We start from the raw sequence: 24,826 nt of genomic DNA on the forward strand, positions 1-24,826 counted from the left end.
GCTCATTTGCGGAGCCGGCGAACCACGCCGCGCGCGGCCTCGTGCGCGGCGTTGAGGCCGACCAGCGCGCCGTGAATGAGCCCCACGACCGGATCGTGCCGCCGCAGCGGGATCAGCACATCGCCGATCGCGAGGCGGCCGCGCCAGATCGGGTTGATCATGGGGTGATCGGCATTCGCCGTCGAGTCCGCGCTGGCGACGGCGGGGTCGGCGCAGAGATGGCGGGTGAGGTCCAGCGTGAGCTGCACGCCCGGCGAATATTTTGCAAAGCGCTCGTCGATCCCAAGCTTGAAGAAGAAGGCGCGGTCCTGGTGGCGCAGCACGATGCCGGCGGCAATCGGCGTCGCGCCGGCGCGAAGGGTGACGATCTCGCACTGCGCGGTCTCCGCCAGCGCGGGAACTGCGCGGCGGATGAAAGTTGCGTCGCCCGCGTGCTGAACCAGCGCGGTGCCGCGCTTGCCCTTCCAGCCGCTGGCTTCGAGCTGCAGGAAGGTTTCGAGCGCACGTCCGATCTGGTCGGAGCTGCGCGCGATCTCGAACACGACGGAGCCGTGCTCCTCGAGACGGTGGCGCTGGCGCCGCAGCTCCTTCAGCTTCTTGGCGCCGAGCGCCTCGCGCAACAGTGCGTCTCCATCCTGCGTCGCATCGAGGCTGGCGCGGATATAGGAGCTGAGGATTCTCGGCTCTAGACCGTCGCGCTTCAGCACCTGCTTGAGTGATGCTATCGCTGCGCCGTCGAGCGCGACGTCGCTCAGCACGAGCGCATGCGCGCCGGCCTTGCGCGCCTGCTGCAGCAGATGCGCAGCGGCTTCGAGCGGAGCGTCGCGGTCGAGCAGCGGGCTGCACAGCGTGCCATAGGGATGCGCGCTCACCAGGGCGGGCAGGGGGATCTTCACGGCGCGCCAGAGTGAGACCACCGGCATCAGGCCGATCAGCCGGGCCGAAGTGCCGTCAAATGCGGACAGTGCCGAGGCATCCGTGCGACCGCGCGCAGTTGCGCTGACGGCGAGCTCCCAGGCGGGCAGGTAATATCCGTTCGGCTCGATCGCCCGCTGCGCCAGCGCGCGCCATTGGCCGGTGTCGACGGCGGCGAGCGGGACAGGCGCGCGCGCCATCGCGGCATCCCTTGCCGATGCCGGATTGATCGCAGCCTGATGCGCGATGTCGACCACGTCCCGTCGTCCCCGTTCACACGAGCTGGGCCCGTGCCACCGGCCATGCTTAGCGCAAAGATTGGAAAATACCGTTGGCACGCCGCCGCAATTCGAGCGGTAGTGTTAACATTCCATTCAGCATCCGGCCGGGGTGACCCCGAGGAATCGTGGCTAGTCTCCCGGCACGAAATGATCGCGGGTGCTCGCGCGGCCGCCGCTGGCGGTATCGGTGATGGTGATCTCGATGTCGCGGGAGGTCTTCGGCAGGTCGCTGGGCCCGACCTGTACCGACAGCCTGACCTCGCGGGTCTGATCCTGCCCGACCTCGATGATGGGCTTGCCGCCGGGTTCCGCCTCGATGCCGGCGACGCGAAAGGTCGCGCCCGGCAGACCGAAGACTTCGAGCGCAAACGATCGCTGTGCACTCTTGTTGAGGATACGCACGGTGTAGTCGTTGCGCGCGCCGCCGTCCGAAAGCTGGACGAAGAGGGGATTGCGCTCGTGCAGCACGTTGACGTCCATCGTCGCGCGAGTGGCGAGAGTGTACAGCATGATGCTGCCCACAATGGCGATGGCCGCCGCATAGATCAGCGTGCGCGGACGGATGATGCGGTAGATCGGCGGCTTGCCCTCGCGTCGGCGCTGCATGTTGATGTCGGTGTCGTAGCCGATCAGGCCCTGGGGCCGGCCGATCTCGCGCATGACGTTGTCGCAGGCGTCGATGCACAGGCCGCACTGGATGCAGCCGAGCTGGATGCCGTGGCGGATGTCGACGCCGGTCGGGCAGACATTGATGCACTGATGGCAGTCGACGCAGTCGCCGGCGGGATCGCCATGGGCGCGCGCGGCATCCGCCTTCTTCACCGACATGCGCGGCTCGCCGCGGTCATGCCGATAGGTGACGTTGAGCGCCCATTCGTCGGTCAGCGCCGCCTGGATCCGCGGCCACGGACACATGTAGATGCACATCTGCTCGCGGGCATGACCGGCAAAGACATAGGTCGTGGCGGTGAGGATGCCGATCCAGAGATAGGCGATGAACGGGGCCTGGAAGGCCGCGAGCTCCTTCACCAGCGTCGGCGCGTCGGAAAAGTAGAGCACCCAGGCGCCGCCGGTCCACCAGGCGATCATGATCCAGAGGAAGTGCTTGAGCGCGACCTTGCTAAGATGGTCGAACGTCCAGTAGCGCTTGTCGCCCTGCATGCGCTCGCGCCGGTCGCCCTCGACCCAACGCTCGACCGCGTAGAACAGGTCGGTCCACACCGTCTGCGGACACATGTAGCCGCACCACAGCCGCCCCGCGACCGCGTTCATCAGGAACAGAATCATCGCCGCGATGATGAGGAGACCGGTGAAGTAGTAGACCTCCTGCGGCCACAGCTCGATGAAGAAAAAGTAAAAGCGCCGATGCGGGAAGTCGATCAGCACGGCCTGGTCGGGCAGGCCGGGTCCGCGATTCCAGCGCACGAACGGCAGCAGGTAATGGTTCCGAGCGTGACGCACAGGATCGCCCATTTGATGCGGCGGAAAGGGCCATGGACCGACTGCGGATAGACCTTCTTCCGTTTCTCGTAGAGAGGTCCCTCGATGAAGGTGTCGTCGGTCATGGCAGTGCTCCCCGCGTCTTGCGAAGGCGAGAGTCCCACCTGGCGGCGCAGAAGAGGCGGTACAAAACCTCCAGCACTGCGCGGACTTTGGCTCGCGATGCTGTAGTATATCGTTCGGCCGTCCCGCCTCGGTTTGACCAGGCTCAATGCGCGCATCATTTCCGAGATGCTGGAATAGTGCCGCCATGGTATTTGCGCCCAACGCAAGGGCGCTCTCGCTCGGGAGAGGTCATGGTCACGACGTCTTTTATGCCGATCGCGTCGCTCGTTGGCGGTGCGATGATTGGCCTCGCGGCCGTTCTGCTGATGTGGGCAACGGGGCGGATCGCCGGCGTCAGCGGCATCGCTGCGCGGCTGTTTCCGCCCTATGAGGATCGCGAATTCGCCGGGCGCCTCGCCTTCGTCGCCGGTCTCGCTGCTGCGCCCGTGCTGGTGCGGCTCGTCACCGGAGGTCTGCCGGAGCAGACGATCGCGGCGGGGCCGGCCCTCCTGATCATCGGCGGAATGCTGACGGGTTTCGGTTCGGTGTGGGGCAGCGGCTGCACCTCGGGCCACGGCGTTTGCGGCCTGTCGCGGCTGTCGGTGCGCTCCCTGGTTGCGACCATCACCTTCATGGCCGCCGGCATGGCGACCGTGTTCTTGATGCGGCACTGGAGCTGAAGGCGATGGCAATCCTGGTTCAATTCGCGATCGGGCTGATCTTCGGTCTCGGCCTCATTGTCTCCGGCATGTCGGACCCAGCGAAAGTGCTGAACTTCCTGGACGTCGCCGGCATTCCGGCAGGGACATGGGATGCAAGCCTCGCCTTCGTGATGGCGGGCGCGGTGGCCGTGACCTTCGTCGGCTTCAGCCGCGTTCTCAAGCTTCCGCGTCCATTCTTCGCTGATCGCTTCTATTTGCCGACTCGGCGAGACATCGATCCCAGGATCGTCGCAGGTCCTGCGATCTTCGGTGTCGGCTGGGGCTTGGTGGGCTTTTGCCCGGGGCCGGCGCTGACCGCGCTCGGATTTGGCTCGCTCTCCGCCGTCATCTTCGTCTTGGCGATGTGCGCCGGCATGGTGCTCGCCCGCTTCATCGCTCAGCTGCCGTCATCGACGCGCTACGTCATGCCGGCCGATCCACTCGAAACCTGAAGTCACGGACCGGGCAAATAGTCTCGCCCGGTCCCCGACCATCAAGCCTTCATCGCTTACCAGCGGTCGTCCACACCGACGCCGACGCTGACGCCGGGCGCGCGAATGCCGACGCCGGCGCGCGGGCCGTCGTCGTAGTGGCGATGATAGGTCCGGCGCTCGTAATAGCGATCGCGCGGCATGTAGTTATAGGAATCGCGCACGATCACGCGCGAACCGCCGCGAGTGCGATAGCAGCGGCCGTCCTCGTCGCAGACGAGTCGCACCTGCTGCACGAGATCCGGATTGGTGTATTCGCTGCTCGTATAGATATCGGAAGCCTTGGCCCCCGAGGCGGCGGCCAAGGCACCCACGCCTGCTAACAGCGCAATAGTCAACGTCCTCATCATGTCCTCCTCGAAACTGCCCTCGGCGGTAACAAGAAGGGGAGGCGGTGATCGTTCCCGGTCGCGGTACTGGTTTTTCCCGGAACCCTGTCGTTAAGGCGGGTTCCTAGATCGGCTCGTAAGTCTCGGTGCCGCAGATGTCGTCGGCGTCGGCGCGCCGGCGGTCCACGACCTTGCCGGCGTTGATCGTCACGACGTAGGTCTGGGCGCCGAGCGACGTGCCGGTCGCCGAGGTGAGCTGCGCGCGGACGCACGCCGTCCAGCCCGGTCCTCGCAGCTCACGATGCGGCGGGGCGACGTGAACCTCACGCGGATAGGACGTTGCGAGAAAGACGACGTCGATCTGTTCGCGCAGCACGCGCTTGACGTCGGGCGGCGCTTCCGGCGGCGGCTGCTCGGCCTCCTTCATGCGCATGAACTCCGGCACCGGTGCGCGGCTGTCGGCAAAGCCGCAGGCACCGAGCGCAAGCGCGCCGACGAGCAGCGCCGCATGAGCAATGATCCGCAACATCCGTGAAGGTCCCCTGCGGGCCAACAGATAGGCACGATTGCGATCCGACGAAGTCGCGGCCGATCAAGATTTGCTGAAGTCAAGACTCTGCGCGAGACGCTGGATAAGGATGCCGGTCTCCTCGGACATCTTCTCCGGCAAGTCGGGACGCAACGGCGCGCACGGCGTTGGAACCTGCGACATTGCTATTCCGCGATTGCGGGCTAGTTTCTACCCCAGAGGCGGGGGATTGCTGTGGTGAGCATATTGGTGATCGCGGGCGCCGTGTTGGTGCTGACGCCGCCGAAATGACGTGAGCGGATGGTGCGGACCTGCCTCTTGGTTTCGGCGAGGCGCCGTCGCTCCTGTCGCACACGATCTGTTGCGGTTTCATCTTCGATCGCGCGCGTGGTCGCTAGGCTCGTGATTGCGAGTCGCGGGCCGGCGCCGCCGCATCTAAGCAATCGTGATCGTGTTGTGCATGCGATGCGAACCTTCGTTCACATCGCGCCCGCTATTGCACGAAAGCGAGGCCGACGCGCTTGTCGCTGCGCCAAACTGTGCGACAATGCCGTACGAAATCGTCGCACGCGATCGAGAGCGTGACCGATGGCGGCAACATGACGGGAGTGTCGAGGTCGATCGCCGCGCCGCCCGCCGACATGTTGCGCACCGTGCAAGCAATGCCGCCGTTTTCAAAGGTGATCTTTCCACCCTTGAAAACACGGTGACGTTGCGATGTGCGCTTCTCAATCATCCGCGTTAGTCCTGCCGATGAGTAGGAAGTAGTGCAGAGAAATTACGTTGAACTAAACTCAATACTGGCGCTACTTGCACGGCGTTTCAGACTTTGTTTACGACGTTGGAGCGGCGAGCCGCTCCCACGAACCTGCCCAAAGAGCCAAGAGCCCACACAAGTGCCTTTCCTTTATGGCGCGACGCGCCGATGGAGATATTGATGAAGACTTCGCTTTCGATTTTGTTCGCCGCAGCGCTCTCGCTGGCCTCGATGCCCGCCCACGCCGTCAAGTGGGACCTCTCGACCATGACCTGCAAGCAGTTCCTCGAGAGCGGCGAGGACAACATCGGCGTCGTGCTAACCTGGATGGACGGCTGGTACAAGGGCGACGAGGACAACGCGATCATCGACACCGACGTCTTCATCGAGAATGCCAAGAAGTTCGGCGCCTATTGCGGAAAGAATCCGACCGTCAGCGTCGTCACTGCGGCCGACGAGATCCTCGGCAAGTGACATTCCCGGCGCAATGACGGCAAGCGCGATCGCGCTTGCTGTCCCGACACGATTTCCATCGAGAGCCGGGCCAAGCCTTGCGCTTCGCGCGGCTCTCTTGTTTTCAGGGCGCGTTCACCCCGGCAGCATCGCGAACGCGCTCGACACCATCGCGGCCGGCTTGCCGTCGGCGGCCGAGAGAAGCGTGACGCGGCCAAAGCTCATTGTGCGCCCGAGCCGCACCATGCGCGCGTCCGCCAGCACGTCGGACGCGGCGATCGCGCGCATGAAATGCGTGGTCTGATCGACCGTGGTCATGGGACGGTAGCCGCGATTGGCCGCGATGATCGCGATCACCATCGCGGTATCGGCGAGCGCCATCAGGGCCTGGCCGCAGACCACGCCGCCATTGCGGCACAGCCGCTCCGAAAACGGCATGCGCAGCAGCGCGCCGGGCTGCCAATCGGGGACGTCTGCGGGCGGCACATGCTCGATGCGCTCGACCGCAAGGTTGAGATCCTGGACCCAGGGCGCAAAGACCTCGCCGAGGATGCGACTGGCGTCGGCGGGGCCGAACTCGGCTTCTGGCTGCATTTGCATTGCTGTCGCGCTCTCCTGTGTTGCCGGATGTTTCGCCGCATTGTGCGCATCGCCGAGGCAAAGTCACCCGGTCTCGCGCCGGCCGCCTCGGCTTGAAAATGCCTGACTTGGCCCGATATGATGCCTCGCTTGGGTAGGGGTGGATGATGTTGCGTCGGTGTGTCCTCGTCTTTTGCATGGGCCTGCTCGGTCTCGCGCTGAGCGGGTGCACCAAATGCGGTCCGATCTGGGACGATTGGCTGCAGGCGCCCAAATCATGCCGATCGGATCGGCACTAGCGGCCACCGGGTCGTGACCGGGCTGACGAGGATGACACGGCGCGCAGCGATCCGCGCCTCATGGAAGACTTAAGGAGTGGATGATGAAGCTTTTCCGTTTGGCCGCGGTGCTGGCCGTGCTGGCGGGACCTGCCTACGCGCAAATGCCCAACATCAATTTGATGCAGGATGCCCCGAGCAAGTCGCCGGAGGAGAAGGCCATCGAGGCCGAGCGTGAGAAGGCCTACAAGGAAACGCTGAAGAAGATTCCGGATTCCAAGCCGTCCAGCGATCCCTGGGGCGGCATGCGCGCCGAACAGCCGAAGCAGCCGGCGGCGCCGAAGGCGTCGGCCGCAACCAGTGCGCCGAAGAAGACCAAGAGCGGGACGGCCGCCAACTGATCCGTTCCGGGGAGGCACAACGCTCCTCGGAAAGGACTCCTCTTGGTCCGGCCCGCGCCCTACATTGTCCGTAGCGTAGTGCGCAGAGGAAGGCAGGACATGGCCGATCGTCCGCGGGATCTCGCCGAGCGGATGGCGCGCCGGCGCAAGGCGGCCGGCAAGCCCGGCCAGTCCGCCGGCGACGGCTATCTGCGCGAGACCTTCACGCTGCCGCGGGCGGCCGCGCGGGAGCGGGCGCAGGCCTTCTTCGCCCGCTACCCCAAGGCCGGCTATATGAGCGAGGTCGAGACCTGGCGCGAATTGCCCGGCGGCGATATCGAGTTCACCATGCGTCGGCTGCCCAGCGCCGACTGACGCGCGCTATGACGCAGAAGGCGAAACGGTTCGGGCCGTCTTTCGCCCGATCGCCTTCAGCTCGCGGTCGATGCGCAACTGCACGCGCCGGATCGCCAGCAGGTCGATCCTGGTCTCGGTCTTGCCGGTCTTGATCCGGTCGCCGATGCGGAACTGCCACTGCCAGATTCCGGGAATCGCCGTCTTGGCGATGGTGAACTCGACGCCCCTGTGATTCATGGTCACCTCCCACGATTCACCCTTATGCCTGCAAACATGTTGGTCGTCGCAATATTCCGCTGGCAAGAAAAATGCCGCCCGCGGCCTCCGTGGTTCTCCGACCATGAACAAAGTTCCTGGAGCCGGCCGGGGTGCATCCGGCGGTCCCGCAGCGCGGTTCCAATCGAAGCGCCGGATCCGCTCGACGGCATGTGCCTTGCTTGCGTGATCCCCGGGCAAGCAACCATGGGCGCCTCATGCTCGGCATTCCCCGCCGCTACTCGCATTTCGTCTTCGGCATCATCCAGTCCGGCCTGACCTCGCTGATCGCGGCGGGGGGTCGCCAGCTTTCCCGCAGGCAGCCCGATGCTCTTCGTGCGGCACTGGATGGTGTCCTGGTTGATCGCATGGGCCGCGATGCTGCCGGTCGTGCTGCTGGCGGCGCCCGCGATCCGCGCCTTCTCGCTGCGCCTGACCCAGGAGGAGCAGGAGCCCCGCGCCGGCCGGTAGCCGGGCGAACCATAGCCGGCTGGCTGGCGAAAGCAGGCGCGCGAGCGAAAGGCCGCACACTGGCCCCGTACCGGTCCCAATTTCGACATCCGTCCGCACCACTGCGGACACACCCGTCGGCAAGATTTTATCCGTTCGGCGCAGCCATGGGGGAAACGTGGCGCACCGGAAACGGGGTGGCATCATATGGATAACGTAGAGCGGTCATTCGCCGCCGCGACGGCGGCTGGCTTCGTCGTGCTGGTGATAGGCCTGGTTCTGCTGGCGGTGCTGTAGCAGGCGCGCTGCTGCGGACGGAATTGACGTGCCGGGCCGTCCCATCGACGGTGCCGGCGCGCCTTGCCTCTCAAAAGTGGCAAAACAACCCCATGCACAGTAGGCGGTCTGGCGATTTCCTCGCTTCGCCAATGGGTTGCGGGTAGTATTTAGATACCTTGCGCGTCCGCGGTCGCGGCGCCCCGACGGGCGATGCCGATTGGTGTTCCGGCCAAGGACCAGGGCGGAGTGCCGCATCGCGGGCGGGCTTGGCCCCGCTCCGGGCGCCGGTCCTGGCAGTGCCTAATGAACCTTGATCTCGTTCAGCGGCAGCTGCAGCTCGGCGGCGCGCTCTTCGCGGTCCTTCTTGCGGAACTCGTTCTCCTTGCGCTCGAACTTCACCATCTCCTCGTGCGCGGCGTCCAGCAGCGGCTTTCGCCTCAGCGTGTCGTGGTGCGTGTCGTTGTTCGTCATGACCAAGAGATCCCCAAAAGTTGCGGTCCCATCCCCACAGAAGGCCCGAGACCGCCAAAAGGTTCGGTGCCGCAGGATTACGGAAACATGACGGCGGCCCAGTCGCGCGTCGTTGATCCCGGTCATGTTCGCTTCGAGGAACCCGGGGAGGCCCCCGGCTATTTCGGCGGCTGCAGCTCCGGCGATTTGACCCAATCGTTCAGATGATTGGCAACGTCGGCCTGACGGGCCTTCTTGAGCAGCGCGTCCCGCTCCGGCCCGGGCGGAAGCTTGGAGGCCTGCTCGCGGATCTGCTGCACCCACGCCGACAGCCGGTCCTGAAGGGTCAGTTGCTGCTTGAAACGTCGTCGCTTCAACATGGCGCGCTCTTTCCGTGCGAGGAGGCGGGAGCGCGAGGTCAGCGGTCTCATCACCAAAGTGGCCACGGTCCGCGCGGTGATGATGCATTAGGATCCAGAAATGGATCCGCGTCTGTTCAGTTGTGCACTCAGTGCGGACGGCGTGACGATCCAGCATGGCAGGTTCGACCAGCTCCGTTGTCTCCTGGTCCAGTTAGAAAGACAAAATCCGCAAAAGAACATATTGCGAACTGAGAACAAATGAGGTACATTGCTTTTATCGCCGAGCTGCCTCGCAACTGTTTGTCCCTCACGCGAATCCTCGCCATAAGGAGCACGACCCAATGTCCGCAACTGCCCTGCGTATCGTCGAAGGATCCTCCATGGACAAGAGTAAAGCTCTGGCCGCCGCGCTCTCCCAGATCGAGCGGCAGTTCGGCAAGGGCTCGGTGATGAAGCTTGGCAAGAACGACCGCTCCATGGACATCGAGGCGGTGTCCTCCGGCTCGCTCGGGCTCGATATCGCGCTCGGCATCGGCGGTCTGCCCAAGGGACGCATCGTCGAGATCTACGGGCCGGAATCCTCCGGCAAGACCACGCTGGCGCTGCATACGGTGGCGGAAGCGCAGAAGAAGGGCGGCATCTGCGCCTTCATCGACGCCGAGCACGCGCTCGATCCGGTCTATGCCCGCAAGCTCGGCGTCAACATCGACGAGCTCCTGATCTCGCAGCCCGACACCGGCGAGCAGGCGCTGGAGATCTGCGACACCCTGGTGCGTTCGGGCGCCGTCGACGTTCTCGTGGTCGATTCGGTCGCGGCGCTGGTGCCGAAGGCCGAGCTCGAGGGCGAGATGGGCGATGCGCTGCCGGGCCTGCAGGCGCGGTTGATGAGCCAGGCGCTGCGCAAGCTGACGGCCTCCATCAACAAGTCCAACACCATGGTGATCTTCATCAACCAGATCCGCATGAAGATCGGTGTGATGTACGGCTCGCCGGAAACCACCACCGGCGGCAATGCGCTGAAATTCTACGCTTCCGTCCGCCTCGACATCCGCCGCATCGGTGCGATCAAGGAGCGCGACGAGGTGGTCGGCAACACCACGCGCGTCAAGGTGGTCAAGAACAAGCTGGCCCCGCCCTTCAAGCAGGTCGAGTTCGACATCATGTACGGCGAGGGCGTCTCCAAGATGGGCGAGATCCTCGATCTCGGCGTCAAGGCCGGTATCGTCGAGAAGTCCGGCGCCTGGTTCTCCTATGACAGCCAGCGCCTCGGCCAGGGCCGCGAGAATGCCAAGGCGTTCCTGAAGGGCAACCCCGACATCACCGCCAAGATCGAGACCGCGATCCGCCAGAATTCCGGTCTGATCGCCGAGCAGATTCTCGCCGGCACGCCGGAGCGCGACGCCGACGGCGAGGAGCCGGCGGACGAGTAAGCCTTAACGCGAAGAGCTTTTCGCGAGGAGCGGGCACTGAGGACGTTGAGTTGCCGACGTCTTCGGTGCCCGTTTCGCTTTTGCGTTATGATCGTCGGGTGGTGCAATGAAGCGGCTGATCTTGACGACAGATTCATCCGCCGCCGGCGCGATACAGCGGGCGGGCCTCGCCGACCTCGTCATGGCGATCGAGCGCCGGCTTGTTTGGGGATCGCTGCCGTCCACCGCGGAACTCGATGCATTCTGGCGCCTCGAAGGCTCGGGCCCTCACGGGCTGATCGAGCTGTTCTTAGAGTATGACACGGTCGAACTGTGGATGGAGCCAGAGCCAAATGCGCAATTGATCTTGCTCTGGCTGCTCGACCATTGCGGCAGCGATAGAGCGGCAGCCTCCAAACTCGTGATGCGTCCGCTGGACATCGCCGTGAGCGGTCTCGGTCCCGAGGGCCTCGCGAAGCTGAACCCGCCGCTGGTCAGGCTCACGCAAGATCACGTTGGCCTGGCGGGTCGCGCGTGGCGAGCTTATCGTGCGCCGACGCCACAGGCCTGGTTCGGCCTGCTCGAAACGGACTTGCGCCTGCTTCCGAAGCTCGAGCATTGCGTCGTCGCCCTGCTCGAAGAGCTTCCAAACGTGACCAGTGGCCTTGGCGCCACGGAAATGCGGATGCTGGAATCAATCGCGCCGGGTGGGGTGCAGCCCTATGACGTCTTCCCGGGATATCAGAAGCCTAACGAGCGTCGCGTCTTCGACTACTGGGAGGTGGGGGCGTTGCTCGATGGACTTGCGCGCTGCCCGGTGCCGGCCGTATCCGGCCTGGAGGAGGGACCGTTCACGCTCGACATGCATGATGATGCCCTCCGTCATGCACGATACAAGCAATCCCGCTTGTCGCTCACGGATCTCGGCAAGGCGATCCTCGCAGGAGACGAGGACTTCTGCCGCCATAATCCGCTTCGGCGCTGGTGGGGCGGCACCCTTCTCGCCAACGAACGGCTTTGGCGCTGGGATGACGAACGCCGGTTGTTGGTTGCGCCCTAGAGACACATTCACTGTTGTGGGGTAACCGAAGGCGTAATCCGCCACTGTTCATCTCGGTGAAAGCAGACGTGGTGGGTTACGCAGGCGACAGCGCTTCGCGCCTCCGCCCGCGAACCCACCCTACGAAACCTCACTCCGCAGCTTGCGCGTAATCGCTCACCGGCGGGCAGGAGCACACCAGATTGCGATCACCATAGACGTTGTCGACGCGGCCCACGGGGCACCAATATTTGTCGGTGCGCGAGACGCCGGCGGGAAAGCAACCCTCGGTGCGGGTGTAGGCGCGCTTCCAATCGTCGTCGGCGATGTCGTGCACGGTGTGCGGGGCGTGGCGCAGGGGCGAGGCCTCGATCTTGAAGCGGCCGGCCTCGACCTCTGCGATCTCCTTGCGGATCGCGATCATGGCGTCGCAGAAGCGATCGAGCTCCGCCTTGGATTCGGACTCGGTCGGCTCGATCATCAGCGTGCCCGGCACCGGGAAGCTCATGGTCGGGGCGTGGAAGCCGTAATCGATCAGGCGCTTTGCGATGTCGTCGACCGTAACGCCCGATGTCGCCTTCAGCGGACGCGGATCGACGATGCACTCATGCGCGACGCGGCCCTTCTCGTTCTTGTAGAGCACCGGGAAGTGCGGATCGAGGCGCGCTGCGATGTAGTTGGCGTTGAGGATCGCGATCTCGGTGGCGCGCTTCAGGCCTTCACCGCCCATCATCAGGATGTAGATGTAGGAGATGGTGAGGATCGAGGCCGAGCCGAACGGCGCCGCCGAGACCGGACCGACCGGAGCATCGGCCTTGGTGGTCGGATGGCCCGGAAGGAAGGGCGCGAGATGCGCCTTGACGCCGATCGGGCCCATGCCGGGGCCGCCGCCGCCATGCGGGATGCAGAAGGTCTTGTGCAGGTTGAGATGGCTGACGTCGGCGCCGTAATCGCCGGGCCTCGAGAGGCCAACCTGCGCATTGAGGTTGGCGCCGTCCAGATACACCTGGCCGCCATGGCCGTGCACGATGTCGCAGATCTCGCGGATGTGCTCCTCGAACACGCCGTGGGTCGAGGGATAGGTGATCATGACCGCGGCGAGATTGTTCGCATGCTTCTCCGCCTTGGCGCGAAGATCATTGACGTCGACGTCGCCGTTCTTCTCGCAAGCGACCACCACGACGTCCATGCCGACCATCGCCGCCGAGGCCGGATTGGTGCCGTGGGCGGAGGAGGGGATCAGGCAGATCTTGCGATGGCTCTGTCCGCGCGCGGCATGATAGCCGCGGATCGCGAGCAGCCCGGCATATTCGCCCTGCGCGCCCGAGTTCGGCTGCAGCGAGATCGCGTCATAGCCGGTGATGTCGCACAGCCATTTTTCCAGCCGCGCGAACAGCGCGTGGTAGCCGGCCGCCTGCTCGCGCGGGACGAACGGATGCAGCGAGCCGAATTCCGGCCAGGTCAGCGGCATCATCTCGGTGGTCGCGTTCAGCTTCATGGTGCAGGATCCCAGCGGGATCATGGCGCGGTCGAGCGCGAGGTCGCGGTCGCTGAGCTTGCGCATATAGCGCAGCATCTCGGTCTCCGAGCGATGCGCGTGGAACACGGGGTGGGTCAGGAAAGCGGTGGTGCGCTTCAGATCGTCCGGCAGCGCCTCGCGCGTCTCGGCATCGATCTCGGCATAGGCGAGAGAGCCGCCGAAGGCGCGCCAGACCGCCTCGACCGTCGCAGGCGTCGTGGTCTCGTCGAGCGCGATGCGAAGCGCCGTATCGCTGATGCCGAGATTGATCTTCTCGCTTGCCGCGCGCGCGACGATCTCGGCGCGCTTGCCGCCGGCATCGACGCTGAGCGTGTCGAAGAAGTTTTCGCTCTCAGGCGCGAAGCCGAGCTTGCGCAGGCCGCTGGCGAGCACGGCGGTGCGGCGATGCACGTTGCGGGCGATCTGGGTGAGGCCCTCGGGACCGTGATATACCGCATACATCGAGGCGATCACGGCGAGCAGCACCTGCGCGGTGCAGATGTTGGAGGTCGCCTTCTCGCGCCGGATGTGCTGCTCGCGGGTCTGCAGCGCAAGCCGGTAGGCCGGCGCCCCGCGGGAATCGACGGAGAGGCCGACGATGCGGCCGGGCAGCGAACGCTTCAGCGCGTCGCGCACGGCCATATAGGCCGCGTGCGGCCCGCCATAGCCCATCGGCACGCCGAAGCGCTGGGCCGAGCCGATGGCGATGTCGGCCCCGAGCTCGCCGGGCGAGGCGAGCAGCGTCAGCGCGAGGAGGTCGGCGGCTAGGATCGCGAGTGCGCCCTTGGCCTTCAGCGCCGCGATCGCCGGCCTGAGGTCGCGCACCGCACCGGAAGAGCCGGGATATTGCAGCAGCGCGCCGAGCACGTCCGATTTGTCGAGGTCAGCGAGGGGATCGCCGACGACCAGAGTCCAGCCGAGCGGCTCGGCGCGGGTGCGCATCACCGCAAGCGTCTGCGGATGCACGTCCTTGTCGACGAAGAAGGCCTTTGCTTTCACCTGCGAGTGGCGCTCGGCAAGCGCCATGGCTTCGGCCGCGGCGGTGGCTTCATCGAGCAGCGAGGCGTTGGCGACGTCGAGCCCGGTGAGGTCGCAGATCATGGTCTGGAAGTTGAACAGCGCTTCCAGCCGGCCCTGGCTGATCTCCGGCTGGTACGGCGTATAGGCCGTGTACCAGGCCGGGTTCTCCAGGATGTTGCGCTGGATCACCGCGGGCAGGATGGTGCCTGAATAGCCCTGGCCGATCAGCGAGGTGAAGACCTGGTTCTGGCCTGCGAGCTCGGCCATGTGCGCGATCGCCTCGGTCTCGCTGAGCGGCTTGCCGAGATCGAGCGGAGAGGCCTGCCGGATCGAGGCGGGGAGTGTCTCCGCCATCAGCGCGTCCACGCTTTTGGCGCTGACGGCCTCCAGCATCGCGGTGATGTCTCGCGCGGAGGGGCCGATGTGGCGGCGAACGAAGGAGGCGGTGTCGCCGTTGGATTTGCGGTGCGCGGTCATCATGGGTCCTCGCTAGATTTCGCTGTCATGCCCCGCGGAGGCGGGGCATCCAGTAAACGCAGGCAGTATTGCTAGAGCCGAGAAGCCGCGGCGTACTGGATCACCCGCCTTCGCGGGTGATGACACTGAGTATTGGGCGGCTACACTCGTCATCTCACGCCGTATGCGCCTTGTAGGCGGCTTCATCCATGAGGCCGCCGAGCTCGCTTCTGTCGGCCATCTTGATCTTGAAGAACCAGGCCTTGCCTTGCGCGTCCGAGTTGACCAGCGCCGGCTCGGCCGCGAGCTCGGCATTGGTCTCGAGCACTTCGCCGGAGATCGGCGCGTAGACGTCGGAGGCCGCCTTGACGGATTCGACGACCGCGGCGGCTTCGGCCTTCTTCAAGCTCCGGCCGACCTTGGGCAGCTCGACGAACACGACGTCGCCGAGCTGCTGCTGGGCGTAGTCGGTGATGCCGACGGTCGCGACATCGCCGTCGATGGCGAGCCATTCATGGTCGGAAGTGTACAGCGTCGTGGTCATGTCGCGTCCTCAGCGTTTGTAGGTGTTTTTCACGAAGGGCATGGCGGCGACCGCGAGCGGCAGCCGCTGGCCGCGCACTTCGGCGAAGAGCTTTGTGCCGAGCGCGCTCAGATTTGTGGGCACGTAGCCCATGGCAACCGGCGCGTTCAGGCTGGGGCCGAAACCGCCCGAGGTGACTTGTCCGATCGGCTCGCCGCCCGCAGCGTCGGCAAACAGCAGCGCGCCCTCGCGCACCGGCGCGCGGCCCTCGGCGCGCAGTCCGACGCGGCGGCGGGATGCGCCGTTATCGAAATGGGCGAGGATCTTCGCGGCGCCGGGAAAGCCGCCGGCGCGTGCACCGCCGCTGCGGCGGCTTTTCTGCACCGACCATTCCAGCGCGGCCTCGACCGGCGTGGTGGTGGTGTCGATGTCGTGGCCGTACAGGCAGAGCCCGGCTTCCAGCCGCAGGCTGTCGCGGGCCCCGAGGCCAATCGGGAGCACGTCGGGATTTTCCAGCAGCATTTTTGCCAAGCGTTCGGCATCGCCTGATGGAACCGAGATCTCGAAACCGTCCTCGCCGGTGTAGCCGGAACGCGAGACGAAGCACTTGATGCCGGCGACCTCGTGCGGGCCGGCGTCCATGAATGTCATGGCGGGCGCCTCTGCACAGAATTTCGCCAGCACAGCTTCGGCCTTCGGGCCCTGCAGCGCGATCAGCGCGCGGTCGGCAAGCTGCTCGATCACGCAGGCGTCGGACAGGTTGGCGCGCAGGTGCGCCTCGTCCTCAGCCTTGCAGGCGGCGTTGACGACCAGGAACAGGTGATCGCCGAAATTGGCGACCATGAGGTCGTCGAGAATGCCGCCGTCGTCATTGGTGAACTGGGCGTAGCGCTGCCGCCCTGCGGCGATCGCCACGATATCCTGCGGCACCAGCCGCTCCAGCGCGCGGGCGGCGTCCTCCACATTGCCGGATTTCGGCCGGAGCGCGAGCTGGCCCATGTGGGAGACGTCGAACAGGCCCGCTTTGGTGCGGGTATGGACGTGCTCCTTCAAGACGCCCGCGGGGTACTGCACGGGCATGTCATAGCCCGCGAACGGCACCATCTTGCCCCCCAGGGACACATGGAGGTCGTAGAGGGGGGTGCGTTTCAGGGAGTCTTGGTCGTGCGCTAGCATCTTGAGGGCCCTCGGCGGTTCCCCGGGGAGGATTCCCCGATGGACACCAGTCGAAGCCCCATCTGTCGCTGTGCCTGAGAGTATTATCCCGTCGGCGGACGCTGTCCGGGTCTACACCCGTCGGCGCCTCTTTCCAGATGCTGTCAAAGCCACGCGGTCCTTTTGCCTGAGAGTTTCCGGGGCGGTTGCTCCTTCGGCGCCGGCTAACTGGTAGCCGGTCTCTCCCGACGTGGCCGTACGATACAGATGGGTAGAGACCACAGGGGAGCCAAGCCTGTCAACGCGTCCGCGCGCCCTATCCAACGGGATTGCGCGGCTGCGGCAACCCTCTGATCTCCTTGCACAGTTTCTGGACAGCGAAGCTGGCCTTGTCTAAAAGCGCTTTGGCCCGCAGATATCAGCCTCAACGGTCCGGTTTGGACCGCGAAAAGCGGGCCCTAAAGCACGATGAGTCATCGCGCTTTAGCTCTTTGTTTGAGCATGATCTTTCCGGAAAACCGCTTCGCACTTTTCCGGATCATGCTCTAGCACACCCGATTGGATGAACATGAGCGGCGTCAACGAGATCAGGTCGACCTTTCTGAACTTCTTTGCCGAGAACGGCCACGAGATCGTGCCGTCCTCGCCCCTCGTGCCGCGCAACGACCCGACGTTGATGTTCACCAATGCCGGCATGGTGCAGTTCAAGAACGTCTTCACCGGCGTCGAGAAGCGGCCCTATCAGCGCGCCACCACCTCGCAGAAATGCGTGCGCGCCGGCGGCAAGCACAACGACCTCGACAATGTCGGCTACACCGCGCGCCATCTCACCTTCTTCGAGATGCTGGGCAATTTCTCGTTCGGCGATTACTTCAAGGAGCGCGCGATCGAGCTCGCCTGGAAGCTGATCACGAGCGAGTTCGGGCTGAAGAAGGACAAGCTGCTCGTCACCGTCTACCACACCGACGACGAGGCGGCCGGCCTGTGGAAGAAGATCGCCGGCTTCTCCGAGGACCGCATCATCCGCATCCCGACGTCGGACAATTTCTGGGCGATGGGCGACACCGGGCCGTGCGGCCCGTGCTCGGAGATCTTCATCGACCGCGGCGATCACATCTGGGGCGGTCCGCCCGGCTCGCCGGAAGAGGACGGCGACCGCTTCCTCGAATTCTGGAATCTCGTGTTCATGCAATACGAGCAGGTGACGAAGGAGGAGCGCGTCGGTCTGCCGCGTCCCTCGATCGACACCGGCATGGGCCTGGAGCGCATGGCCTGCATCCTCCAGGGCGTCGAGAGCGTGTTCGAGACCGACCTGTTCCGCAACCTGATCGATGCGGCCGCATCCGCGCTCGGCGCCGGGCCGAACCAGCGCACCGCGGCTTCGTTCCGCGTCATCGCCGACCATTTGCGCTCCTCAGCCTTCCTGGTCTCCGACGGCGTGCTGCCTTCCAACGAGGGCCGCGGCTATGTGCTGCGCCGGATCATGCGCCGGGCGATGCGCCATGCGCAACTGCTCGGCGCCAAGGAGCCGTTGATGCATCGGCTGGTCTGGGCGTTGGTGCGCGAGATGGGCCAGGCCTATCCGGAATTGATGCGCGCGGAAAAGCTGATCGAGGAAACGCTGCGGCTGGAAGAAACCCGCTTCCGCAAGACTCTGTCGCGCGGCCTTGCCATCCTCGACGAGAAGAGCGCCGGTCTGAAGAAGGGCGACATGTTCGACGGCGACGTCGCCTTCACGCTGTACGACACCTACGGCTTCCCGCTCGACCTGACCCAGGACGCGCTGAAGTCGCGCGGCATCGGCGTCGACCAGGCGGCGTTCACCGACGCGATGGAGCGTCAGAAGGCCAAGGCGCGCGAGTCCTGGAAGGGCTCGGGTGAGGCGGCCTCCGAGGCGATCTGGTTCCCGCTGCGCGAGAAGCTCGGCGCCACCGAATTCCTGGGCTACGAGACCGAGAGCGCCGAAGGCGTGGTGTCGGCGCTGGTCAAGGACGGCGCCGAGGTCGCGAGCCTCAAGGCCGGCGAGACGGGCGCGATCGTGCTGAACCAGACGCCGTTCTATGCGGAGTCCGGCGGCCAGGTCGGCGACACCGGCGTGCTGTCGGGCGAGGGTGGCATCAAGGTCCGCGTCACCGATACGCAGAAGAAGCTCGGCGATCTCTTCGTCCATATCGGCACGGTCGAGAGTGGCGAAGTGAAGCTCGGCACGGCGCTGCAGCTCGAGGTCGATCATTCCAGGCGCTCGACCATCCGCGCCCATCACTCTGCGACCCACATCATCCACGAGGCGCTGCGCCAGGTGCTCGGCGATCACATTGCCCAGCGCGGCTCGATGGTCGCGCCGGATCGGCTGCGCTTCGACTTCGTGCATCCGAAGCCGATCACGGCCGAGGAGCTCGCCCGCGTTGAGGACATCGCCAACGACGTGGTGCTGGAGAACGACGAGGTCACCACGCGCGTCATGGGCGTCGACGAGGCCCGCGAGGCCGGGGCGCGCGCGCTGTTCGGCGAGAAATATGGCGACGAGGTCCGCGTCGTCTCGATGGGCAGGACCGCGCGCGAGCGCGGCGCCAACGCGCTCGGCTGGTCCGTCGAGCTCTGCGGCGGCACTCATGTGAAGCGCACCGGCGATATCGGCCTGATCACGGTCACGAGCGAGAGCGCGGTCGCGTCGGGCGTGCGCCGGATCGAGGCGCTGACGGGCAATTACGCGCGAAAGCATGCCAATGACACCATGGCTCTGGCGAAGGTTGCGGCGAACGAGCTGCGCACCTCGCTCGACGACGTGCCGGCGCGCATCTCAGCGCTGATGGAGGAGCGCAAGAAGCTCGAGCGCGAGCTCTCCGATGCCCGCAAGAAGCTGGCGATGGGCGGCGGCGCTGCCGCCGGCAATAATGGCGCAGCGTCGGGCGTGCGCGAGGCCGGCGGCGTCAAGCTGATGGCGCGTGCGGTCGAAGGCATCGAGATGAAGGATCTCAAGAGTCTCGCCGACGACGGCAAGAAGCAGATCGGCTCGGGCGTCGTCGCCATCGTCGGCGTCACCGGGGACGGCAAGGCCGGAATTGTGGTCGGCGTCACGCAGGACCTCACCGCGCGCTTCAATGCCGTGAATCTCGTGCGTATCGCCTCCGAGGCGCTCGGCGGCAAGGGCGGCGGCGGCCGGCCCGACATGGCCCAGGCCGGCGGCCCCGATGGCGCCAAGGCGTCCGAGGCCCTGAGCGCGATCGAAAAAGCGATGGCGGGCGCTTAAGGTGCGCGTCGCGGCTTCAATGGCAACGGCGTGGCGCCTTTCCGCGCCGTTCGGCCCGTAAAGCGGTCAGCCCTTCTTCAGGAAGACGTAGTCAGCCGAGTAGGGCACGCTCCTGAATTCGCCGGCCTTGTCGCAGACACCGTCGAGCTTGCCGCCATTTGTGTTGATGCGCTGGACCGTGGCGACTGATGTGAGCACGCCGTTGCCGCGGTGGGCCGTGACTTCCAGCTTCAGCCAGGGAATATCGGCGGCCAACGCGCCTGGCGCGTTGCCGACGGCCTTGCCGACCACGGCGCTGCCGTCGGCATGCTCCCAGTTCGGGCCGGCATAGTGGCGGCCGATCGTCTTGCCGTCTGAAAGCAGCGTTGCGATCGGCTCGCGGAAGGCCCAGGCGAGCTTGCCCTCGGTGCCCGCCTTGCACTCATAGACCTGCGCGCCCTCGGCGTGGACGCTGAGCACGACGCTCTCGCCCGGTGCGGCGATGGCGTCGGGGAGCGGGTCGGCGGCCGCAGCCGGTCCGGCGAGCAGCAACAGGCACGGCACGGCAAGCTTGATCGACATGGTCGCATCTCCGCGAAAGCTCTCAAAAAGAAACGGGCCGCGCTGGTCGCGCGGCCCGTGATGATGTCTGGCCCGGTCGGGCGAAAGTGCGGCCGGTTTTACGCCGCCAGCTCTTTCGTGAGGTTCTCTGCGACCTTGTCGAGGAAGCCGGTGGTCGAGAGCCAGCGCTGGTCGGCGCCGACCAAGAGCGCGAGGTCCTTGGTCATGTAGCCAGCCTCGACGGTGTCGACGCAGACCTTCTCCAGCGTGGCCGCGAACTTGGCGAGCTCGGGGTTGTTGTCGAGCTTGGCGCGGTGCGACAGGCCTCTCGTCCAGGCGAAGATCGAGGCGATCGAGTTGGTCGAGGTCTCCTTGCCCTTCTGGTGCTCGCGGTAATGGCGGGTCACCGTGCCGTGGGCAGCTTCCGCCTCGACGGTCTTGCCGTCGGGGGTGAGCAGCACCGAGGTCATCAGGCCGAGCGAGCCGTAGCCCTGCGCGACCGTGTCGGACTGCACGTCGCCGTCGTAGTTCTTACAGGCCCAGACATAGCCGCCTGACCATTTCAGCGCCGAGGCCACCATGTCGTCGATCAGGCGGTGCTCGTAGGTCAGGCCCTTGGCGTCGAACTCCTTCTTGAACTCGCGGTCGAAGATGTCCTGGAAGATGTCCTTGAAGCGCCCGTCATAGACCTTGAGGATCGTGTTCTTGGTCGACAGGTACACCGGGTAATTGCGCAGCAGGCCGTAATTGAAGGAAGCGCGGGCGAAGTCGATGATGGAATCGTCGAGATTGTACATCTCCATCGCGACGCCGGCGCCGGGCGCCTTGAACACTTCCTTCTCGATCACGGTGCCGTCCTCGCCGACGAACTTCAGCGAGAGGGTGCCCTTGCCCGGGAACTTGATGTCGGTGGCGCGGTACTGGTCGCCATAGGCGTGGCGGCCGATGATGATCGGCTTGGTCCAGCCGGGAACCAGCCGCGGCACGTTCTTGCAGATGATCGGCTCGCGGAAGATCACGCCGCCGAGGATGTTGCGGATGGTGCCGTTCGGCGACTTCCACATCTGCTTGAGATTGAACTCCTTCACCCGGGCTTCATCCGGGGTGATGGTGGCGCATTTGACGCCGACGCCGACCTTCTTGATCGCCTCGGCGGCGTCGATCGTCACCTGATCGTTGGTGTGGTCGCGGTATTCCATGCCCAGGTCGAAATAGAGCAGCTCGACATCCAGGAACGGGTTGATCAGCTTGTCCTTGATGTACTGCCAGATGATCCGGGTCATCTCGTCGCCATCGAGCTCGACGACGGGATTGGATACCTTGATTTTTGCCATGGCGGATGGGGCCTTACTTTGAGGGTGTCGTAGGGAACAGCGCGTCCCGGTCAGGCCCTATAGCACCGCGGTGAAGAGGGTGGAAGGCGAATGGGCCGGAGGAATTGACTGGCCTTTATGCAAGGCAGAACCGTCGCTCCAGCCACGAACGCGTCTTGCCCTGGGGCATTGCCCGGACCACCCGGGCGGCCCCGTCAGGGCTTTTGCCCTGCTGGCGCTCGGCGACATGGAGGTACAGTCGGGCGGCACGCCAGCTCCGGTCGGGATGACAGAGTGCCAGGATCCTGGTCCAGACCGGCTTGGCCCAGTGGGCGTCGACCGCGAAACAGGCGGTCCACAGCGTCTCCAGCGCATAAGCCTGCGACGCTGCGGGAGTGACCTGGCCTGCGAGCGCCAGACATCGGGGCAACTCGCGTTCGACGAAATCGCGAAAGCCGCGCGCCATCGCCACGCTCAGCGGCCACGACATCACGGCGACCGTGCCATAGGCATCGTGACAGGCGAGAGCCTCGCGCGCCGCCTCCTCGAGAATCGACAAAGCGAGCTTCGGGTCGGCATGCTCGGCGACCGACGCCAGCGCCTGGACGCGATACCAGGCATCTGGGCAGCCGCGCGCTGCCTGGAGCGCCGCCGGAACGTTCGTGGCAGCAAGCTGGTGCGCACGGTGGCGTCCCATAACCGAGGCGCGCGAGGGTGAGGGAGAGCGAGAGCGGGACATTGGCGGCGCTGCGGACATCACGCGCTTGCGTCGCTACAAGCCGCGATCGGGTTCAAGGCAGCTCCGGAGCTGCGCGAAAAGTGGAATTTAACCTCATTATTTTGCTTGAGAATTCTGACAGGACAGGCAAACGCAAGGACACAGAAACGGGCCGGCTCACGGCCCCCTCTCAATCCATTCCTGAACAGCCGGCTCGAGAAAGTTGGTTGGCTAGGCCTTGAGAACCAGCGCGAAAGTGAAACGACATGTCGGGGACTGACAAGAGCAAGGCCGGCCTTTCCCTCGACGGTCCCATCGTGATCCTGGTCGAGCCGCAGCTCGGCGAGAACATCGGCATGGCCGCGCGCGCCATGGGCAATTTTGCCCTGAGCCGATTGCGCATCGTCAACCCGCGCGACGGCTGGCCAAACATCGCCGCCCAGCGAGCGGCCGCCGGCGCGGACCATATCCTGGAGAAGGCGCAGCTGTTCGACACGGTCGAGCAGGCAGTTGCCGATCTCGACCTCCTGTTCGCCACCACCGCACGCCCCCACGACCAAGCCAAGCCCGTGGTCGGGCCGGAGGCCGCAGCGGCCGAGATCGCGGGTCACGTCGCGACCGGCGGCAGGGCCGGCATCCTGTTCGGCCGCGAGCGCTGGGGGCTGACCAACGAGGAGGTCGGGCTCTCCAACCGCATCATCACCTTCCCGGTCAACCCGGGCTTTGCCTCGCTCAACCTCGCCCAGGCCGTGCTCTTGGTCGGCTATGAATGGTTCAAGCGTGCGACGTCGGGCGCGCTGCCGCACGCTATGCCTGAAAGATCTGAGCGCGCCTCGCAGCACCAGATGCAGGCCTTCTTCGACAACCTCGTGCGCGAGCTCGACAAGGTCGAGTTCCTGCGTCCGGCCGAGAAGCGCGACACCATGCTGGTGAACCTGCGCAACATCTTCACCCGGATGGAGCCGACCAAGCAGGACATGCACACGCTGCACGGCGTGATCATGGCAATCGCCGAGGGGCGCAAGGGTCCGGCCAAGGGCGGCGTGCTCGACGGCGAGCAGGCCACGCGCCTGCGCGCGCTGCTGGCCGAGCACGGGCAGGGCGGCGGTGTTCCCGACAGCGGCTCGACCGTGCGGGGCCTTGCTCGCCTGCTCCGCCGCAACCCGACCGACGCCGAACGCCTGCTCTGGCAGGCGCTGACGCGTGATCGCCGCTTCGCAGGTGGGTTCAAGCGCCAGACCCCGGTCGGGCGGCACATCCCGGATTTCGTCTCCTTCCCGCACCGGATCGCGATCGAGCTGGTGAACCCGGGCGAGGGCGAGGCGATCGCGGCAGATCGCGCGGCGCGGCGGACGTGGCTGGAAGCGCGCGACTATCGGGTGCTCGACATTCGGGCAGTGGATGTGGAGCGCGATCTCGAGGCGGAGCTGGTGCGGCTGCAGGGGATGGTGGAGCAGAGCGCGTAGGTGCCGTAGGGTGGGCAAAGCGAAGCGTGCCCACCACATCAATCAACGAAGCTGAGACAGAGTGGTGGGCACGGCGCTTTGCGCCTTTGCCCACCCTACGAAATCTTCGTAGCCCGGATGGAGCGGAGCGTAATCCGGGACGGTGTCCCCGCATTCCGCTTCGCTGCATGCGGGCTACGAGACCGGCGCGATCACACCGCCTCCAGCTGATCCGCCGCGCGCTTCTTCTTCGCCTTGGCCTGGCCGAGCAGGGGACCTGCCGTAAGCGCCGCCGTATCGGCCACCCCCGGGTCGCGCGAGATCATCGCGGCGACGATGGCGCCGTCGATGATGAGGCCGAGCTGGTGCGCCAGCACGGCGGGCTCGCTGGAGCCGAGCTCGCCGGCGAGCTTCTCGATATGGCCGAGCACGATCTTCTTGTGCTTCAGCGCGATGTTGCGGAATTGCTTGGCGTCCTTGTCGTGCTCGCCGACGGCGTTGATGAAGGGGCAGCCGTAGAAGCGCTCTTCGGCGAACCAGCTCTTCAGCGCAGGGAAGATGCGCGTGAGTTTCGCCTGCGCATCGCCGCCGCCTTGCTCCATGGCGCCGATGAACCATTCGCGCCATTGCTTGCCTTCGCTCTCCAGCACCGCGTTGACGAGGTTGGTCTTGGAGCCGAACAATTTGTAGAGCGTGGTCTTGGCGGTGCCGGCTTCCTCGATGATCGCATCGATGCCGGTGGCGTTGATGCCGTTCTTGCAGAACAGATGCGTCGCGCCGCGTTGAGAAGGCGACCGCGTGCGGATTCGTCGTCGCCAGCAGCGGCGTGGGGCGAATTCTTCTTCGATGACGTCTTTGCCATGGACTCAAACTTACTCGCAGCCGTGCCGCATCAGCAAGCCGCATCTGTTTGGCGCTGAAAAGATTCGCAAAGCCTGGCCGCTCTGCATCGCGTTTGAGCAAGGACCGGCTGTTCAATCCGCAGGCATGAAGGCTTAAGCGGCTCCAAAGCCTCGGTTTTTGTTTTTCGCAGGCTCTGGCACGCTCC

The 24,826-nt window shown here is 65.4% G+C and carries 23 protein-coding genes, 3 pseudogenes and 1 riboswitch; of the genes and pseudogenes, 10 read left to right on the forward strand and 16 right to left on the reverse strand.

What is annotated here, in order from left to right:
- Positions 1 to 2: 2 nt before the first annotated feature.
- A complete protein-coding gene (locus ABIA45_RS03235) occupies positions 3 to 1,172 on the reverse strand; it encodes a GNAT family N-acetyltransferase (protein WP_404651061.1) in 1,170 nt (389 codons plus the stop codon).
- 153 nt (positions 1,173 to 1,325) lie between these two features.
- Positions 1,326 to 2,761: pseudogene (gene ccoG / locus ABIA45_RS03240) on the reverse strand (cytochrome c oxidase accessory protein CcoG).
- A gap of 231 nt (positions 2,762 to 2,992) precedes the next feature.
- Between ccoG and ABIA45_RS03245 the strand changes: the two are divergent.
- Both ABIA45_RS03245 and ABIA45_RS03250 read left to right on the forward strand, forming a co-directional pair.
- Positions 2,993 to 3,421, forward strand: a complete 429-nt coding sequence (locus tag ABIA45_RS03245; RefSeq protein ID WP_271545028.1) for a YeeE/YedE family protein — start codon at positions 2,993 to 2,995, stop codon at positions 3,419 to 3,421.
- 5 nt (positions 3,422 to 3,426) lie between these two features.
- Positions 3,427 to 3,894, forward strand: a complete 468-nt coding sequence (locus ABIA45_RS03250; RefSeq protein WP_271545026.1) for a DUF6691 family protein — start codon at positions 3,427 to 3,429, stop codon at positions 3,892 to 3,894.
- A gap of 56 nt (positions 3,895 to 3,950) precedes the next feature.
- Here ABIA45_RS03250 and ABIA45_RS03255 read toward each other — a convergent pair whose 3' ends face one another.
- From ABIA45_RS03255 to ABIA45_RS03265, 3 genes are all read right to left on the reverse strand, one after another.
- Entirely contained in the window at positions 3,951 to 4,283 is a 333-nt protein-coding gene (locus ABIA45_RS03255) for a hypothetical protein (protein WP_042336798.1), read from the reverse strand.
- Positions 4,284 to 4,386: 103 nt separating this feature from the next.
- Positions 4,387 to 4,791: a hypothetical protein gene (locus tag ABIA45_RS03260; protein ID WP_157280773.1), complete on the reverse strand. Its 405-nt coding sequence runs from the start codon at positions 4,789 to 4,791 to the stop codon at positions 4,387 to 4,389.
- Positions 4,792 to 5,284: 493 nt separating this feature from the next.
- Complete coding sequence (locus ABIA45_RS03265; protein ID WP_404539828.1) at positions 5,285 to 5,527, reverse strand: PilZ domain-containing protein; 243 nt, start codon at positions 5,525 to 5,527, stop codon at positions 5,285 to 5,287.
- 201 nt (positions 5,528 to 5,728) lie between these two features.
- Between ABIA45_RS03265 and ABIA45_RS03270 the strand changes: the two genes are divergently transcribed.
- Positions 5,729 to 6,022: an HdeA family protein gene (locus tag ABIA45_RS03270; protein WP_225128886.1), complete on the forward strand. Its 294-nt coding sequence runs from the start codon at positions 5,729 to 5,731 to the stop codon at positions 6,020 to 6,022.
- A gap of 114 nt (positions 6,023 to 6,136) precedes the next feature.
- Here ABIA45_RS03270 and ABIA45_RS03275 read toward each other — a convergent pair whose 3' ends face one another.
- Positions 6,137 to 6,601 carry a PaaI family thioesterase gene (locus tag ABIA45_RS03275; protein WP_404651062.1) on the reverse strand — a complete coding sequence of 155 codons (465 nt, stop codon included), beginning with the start codon at positions 6,599 to 6,601 and terminating at the stop codon, positions 6,137 to 6,139.
- 361 nt (positions 6,602 to 6,962) lie between these two features.
- Here ABIA45_RS03275 and ABIA45_RS03280 point away from each other — a divergent pair, with 361 nt between their 5' ends.
- Together ABIA45_RS03280 and ABIA45_RS03285 are read left to right on the forward strand one after the other, a co-directional pair.
- Positions 6,963 to 7,259 (forward strand): hypothetical protein, encoded by a 297-nt coding sequence (locus tag ABIA45_RS03280; RefSeq protein WP_109145724.1) that lies wholly within the window; start codon positions 6,963 to 6,965, stop codon positions 7,257 to 7,259.
- 99 nt (positions 7,260 to 7,358) lie between these two features.
- Positions 7,359 to 7,613, forward strand: a complete 255-nt coding sequence (locus ABIA45_RS03285; protein WP_036013009.1) for a hypothetical protein — start codon at positions 7,359 to 7,361, stop codon at positions 7,611 to 7,613.
- 6 nt (positions 7,614 to 7,619) lie between these two features.
- Here ABIA45_RS03285 and ABIA45_RS03290 read toward each other — a convergent pair whose 3' ends face one another.
- Positions 7,620 to 7,832, reverse strand: coding sequence for a hypothetical protein (locus ABIA45_RS03290; RefSeq protein WP_404651063.1), 213 nt, complete (start codon positions 7,830 to 7,832; stop codon positions 7,620 to 7,622).
- Positions 7,833 to 8,068: 236 nt separating this feature from the next.
- Between ABIA45_RS03290 and ABIA45_RS03295 the strand changes: the two are divergent.
- Positions 8,069 to 8,321 (forward strand): annotated as a pseudogene (locus tag ABIA45_RS03295) (DUF2798 domain-containing protein).
- Positions 8,322 to 8,879: 558 nt separating this feature from the next.
- Here ABIA45_RS03295 and ABIA45_RS03300 read toward each other — a convergent pair.
- Together ABIA45_RS03300 and ABIA45_RS03305 are read right to left on the reverse strand one after the other, a co-directional pair.
- Complete coding sequence (locus tag ABIA45_RS03300; protein WP_404651064.1) at positions 8,880 to 9,050, reverse strand: hypothetical protein; 171 nt, start codon at positions 9,048 to 9,050, stop codon at positions 8,880 to 8,882.
- A gap of 158 nt (positions 9,051 to 9,208) precedes the next feature.
- Positions 9,209 to 9,409: a hypothetical protein gene (locus ABIA45_RS03305; protein ID WP_157280767.1), complete on the reverse strand. Its 201-nt coding sequence runs from the start codon at positions 9,407 to 9,409 to the stop codon at positions 9,209 to 9,211.
- A 323-nt stretch (positions 9,410 to 9,732) separates the two neighbouring features.
- Here ABIA45_RS03305 and recA point away from each other — a divergent pair, with 323 nt between their 5' ends.
- Together recA and ABIA45_RS03315 are read left to right on the forward strand one after the other, a co-directional pair.
- On the forward strand, positions 9,733 to 10,821 hold the full coding sequence (gene recA, locus ABIA45_RS03310) for a recombinase RecA (protein WP_027577058.1): 1,089 nt from the start codon (positions 9,733 to 9,735) through the stop codon (positions 10,819 to 10,821).
- Between the two features lie 106 nt (positions 10,822 to 10,927).
- Positions 10,928 to 11,860 carry a hypothetical protein gene (locus tag ABIA45_RS03315; protein WP_275502172.1) on the forward strand — a complete coding sequence of 311 codons (933 nt, stop codon included), beginning with the start codon at positions 10,928 to 10,930 and terminating at the stop codon, positions 11,858 to 11,860.
- 130 nt (positions 11,861 to 11,990) lie between these two features.
- Here ABIA45_RS03315 and gcvP read toward each other — a convergent pair whose 3' ends face one another.
- From gcvP to gcvT, 3 genes are all read right to left on the reverse strand, one after another.
- Positions 11,991 to 14,855, reverse strand: coding sequence for an aminomethyl-transferring glycine dehydrogenase (gene gcvP, locus ABIA45_RS03320; protein ID WP_404655605.1), 2,865 nt, complete (start codon positions 14,853 to 14,855; stop codon positions 11,991 to 11,993).
- 154 nt (positions 14,856 to 15,009) lie between these two features.
- Positions 15,010 to 15,378 carry a glycine cleavage system protein GcvH gene (gcvH, locus tag ABIA45_RS03325; RefSeq protein WP_271545006.1) on the reverse strand — a complete coding sequence of 123 codons (369 nt, stop codon included), beginning with the start codon at positions 15,376 to 15,378 and terminating at the stop codon, positions 15,010 to 15,012.
- A gap of 9 nt (positions 15,379 to 15,387) precedes the next feature.
- Complete coding sequence (gene gcvT, locus ABIA45_RS03330; protein WP_271545004.1) at positions 15,388 to 16,533, reverse strand: glycine cleavage system aminomethyltransferase GcvT; 1,146 nt, start codon at positions 16,531 to 16,533, stop codon at positions 15,388 to 15,390.
- Positions 16,534 to 16,678: 145 nt separating this feature from the next.
- Positions 16,679 to 16,770: riboswitch (glycine riboswitch) on the reverse strand.
- Positions 16,771 to 17,080: 310 nt separating this feature from the next.
- Between gcvT and alaS the strand changes: the two genes are divergently transcribed.
- A complete protein-coding gene (alaS, locus tag ABIA45_RS03335; RefSeq protein ID WP_271545002.1) occupies positions 17,081 to 19,762 on the forward strand; it encodes an alanine--tRNA ligase in 2,682 nt (893 codons plus the stop codon).
- A gap of 66 nt (positions 19,763 to 19,828) precedes the next feature.
- On the opposite strand, the gene ABIA45_RS03340 is transcribed toward alaS, so the two are convergent.
- The 3 genes from ABIA45_RS03340 to ABIA45_RS03350 form a co-directional block, all read right to left on the reverse strand.
- Entirely contained in the window at positions 19,829 to 20,323 is a 495-nt protein-coding gene (locus ABIA45_RS03340) for a DUF3455 domain-containing protein (protein WP_157280762.1), read from the reverse strand.
- Positions 20,324 to 20,421: 98 nt separating this feature from the next.
- Complete coding sequence (locus ABIA45_RS03345; RefSeq protein ID WP_036043844.1) at positions 20,422 to 21,636, reverse strand: NADP-dependent isocitrate dehydrogenase; 1,215 nt, start codon at positions 21,634 to 21,636, stop codon at positions 20,422 to 20,424.
- Between the two features lie 115 nt (positions 21,637 to 21,751).
- The gene (locus ABIA45_RS03350; RefSeq protein WP_271544996.1) at positions 21,752 to 22,312 is read right to left on the reverse strand and encodes a hypothetical protein; all 561 of its coding nucleotides are present in this window, start codon (positions 22,310 to 22,312) and stop codon (positions 21,752 to 21,754) included.
- A gap of 287 nt (positions 22,313 to 22,599) precedes the next feature.
- On the opposite strand from ABIA45_RS03350, the gene ABIA45_RS03355 reads away from it, so the two are divergent.
- Positions 22,600 to 23,799 carry a TrmJ/YjtD family RNA methyltransferase gene (locus ABIA45_RS03355; RefSeq protein WP_404651065.1) on the forward strand — a complete coding sequence of 400 codons (1,200 nt, stop codon included), beginning with the start codon at positions 22,600 to 22,602 and terminating at the stop codon, positions 23,797 to 23,799.
- Positions 23,800 to 23,990: 191 nt separating this feature from the next.
- On the opposite strand, the pseudogene ABIA45_RS03360 reads toward ABIA45_RS03355, so the two are convergent.
- Positions 23,991 to 24,640: pseudogene (locus ABIA45_RS03360) on the reverse strand (TetR/AcrR family transcriptional regulator).
- Positions 24,641 to 24,826 lie beyond the last annotated feature (186 nt).

The organism is Bradyrhizobium sp. USDA 336 (genome assembly GCF_044908355.1).
GTDB lineage: Bacteria > Pseudomonadota > Alphaproteobacteria > Rhizobiales > Xanthobacteraceae > Bradyrhizobium > Bradyrhizobium yuanmingense.

Excerpts from the sequence above, each read along its gene's own strand:
- ABIA45_RS03245 (WP_271545028.1), top strand. The coding sequence starts at position 2,993 with ATGGTCACGACGTCTTTTATGCCGATCGCGTCGCTCGTTGGCGGTGCG.
- ABIA45_RS03260 (WP_157280773.1), bottom strand. The coding sequence starts at position 4,791 with ATGTTGCGGATCATTGCTCATGCGGCGCTGCTCGTCGGCGCGCTTGCG.
- ABIA45_RS03305 (WP_157280767.1), bottom strand. The coding sequence starts at position 9,409 with ATGTTGAAGCGACGACGTTTCAAGCAGCAACTGACCCTTCAGGACCGG.
- ABIA45_RS03340 (WP_157280762.1), bottom strand. The coding sequence starts at position 20,323 with ATGTCGATCAAGCTTGCCGTGCCGTGCCTGTTGCTGCTCGCCGGACCG.
- ABIA45_RS03350 (WP_271544996.1), bottom strand. The coding sequence starts at position 22,312 with ATGGGACGCCACCGTGCGCACCAGCTTGCTGCCACGAACGTTCCGGCG.
- ABIA45_RS03275 (WP_404651062.1), bottom strand. The coding sequence starts at position 6,601 with ATGCAAATGCAGCCAGAAGCCGAGTTCGGCCCCGCCGACGCCAGTCGC.
- gcvP (WP_404655605.1), bottom strand. The coding sequence starts at position 14,855 with ATGACCGCGCACCGCAAATCCAACGGCGACACCGCCTCCTTCGTTCGC.
- ABIA45_RS03270 (WP_225128886.1), top strand. The coding sequence starts at position 5,729 with ATGAAGACTTCGCTTTCGATTTTGTTCGCCGCAGCGCTCTCGCTGGCC.
- ABIA45_RS03300 (WP_404651064.1), bottom strand. The coding sequence starts at position 9,050 with ATGACGAACAACGACACGCACCACGACACGCTGAGGCGAAAGCCGCTG.
- ABIA45_RS03280 (WP_109145724.1), top strand. The coding sequence starts at position 6,963 with ATGAAGCTTTTCCGTTTGGCCGCGGTGCTGGCCGTGCTGGCGGGACCT.
- ABIA45_RS03265 (WP_404539828.1), bottom strand. The coding sequence starts at position 5,527 with ATGATTGAGAAGCGCACATCGCAACGTCACCGTGTTTTCAAGGGTGGA.
- ABIA45_RS03290 (WP_404651063.1), bottom strand. The coding sequence starts at position 7,832 with ATGAATCACAGGGGCGTCGAGTTCACCATCGCCAAGACGGCGATTCCC.
- alaS (WP_271545002.1), top strand. The coding sequence starts at position 17,081 with ATGAGCGGCGTCAACGAGATCAGGTCGACCTTTCTGAACTTCTTTGCC.
- ABIA45_RS03355 (WP_404651065.1), top strand. The coding sequence starts at position 22,600 with ATGTCGGGGACTGACAAGAGCAAGGCCGGCCTTTCCCTCGACGGTCCC.
- gcvH (WP_271545006.1), bottom strand. The coding sequence starts at position 15,378 with ATGACCACGACGCTGTACACTTCCGACCATGAATGGCTCGCCATCGAC.
- ABIA45_RS03345 (WP_036043844.1), bottom strand. The coding sequence starts at position 21,636 with ATGGCAAAAATCAAGGTATCCAATCCCGTCGTCGAGCTCGATGGCGAC.
- ABIA45_RS03285 (WP_036013009.1), top strand. The coding sequence starts at position 7,359 with ATGGCCGATCGTCCGCGGGATCTCGCCGAGCGGATGGCGCGCCGGCGC.
- ABIA45_RS03255 (WP_042336798.1), bottom strand. The coding sequence starts at position 4,283 with ATGATGAGGACGTTGACTATTGCGCTGTTAGCAGGCGTGGGTGCCTTG.
- recA (WP_027577058.1), top strand. The coding sequence starts at position 9,733 with ATGTCCGCAACTGCCCTGCGTATCGTCGAAGGATCCTCCATGGACAAG.
- gcvT (WP_271545004.1), bottom strand. The coding sequence starts at position 16,533 with ATGCTAGCGCACGACCAAGACTCCCTGAAACGCACCCCCCTCTACGAC.
- ABIA45_RS03315 (WP_275502172.1), top strand. The coding sequence starts at position 10,928 with ATGAAGCGGCTGATCTTGACGACAGATTCATCCGCCGCCGGCGCGATA.
- ABIA45_RS03250 (WP_271545026.1), top strand. The coding sequence starts at position 3,427 with ATGGCAATCCTGGTTCAATTCGCGATCGGGCTGATCTTCGGTCTCGGC.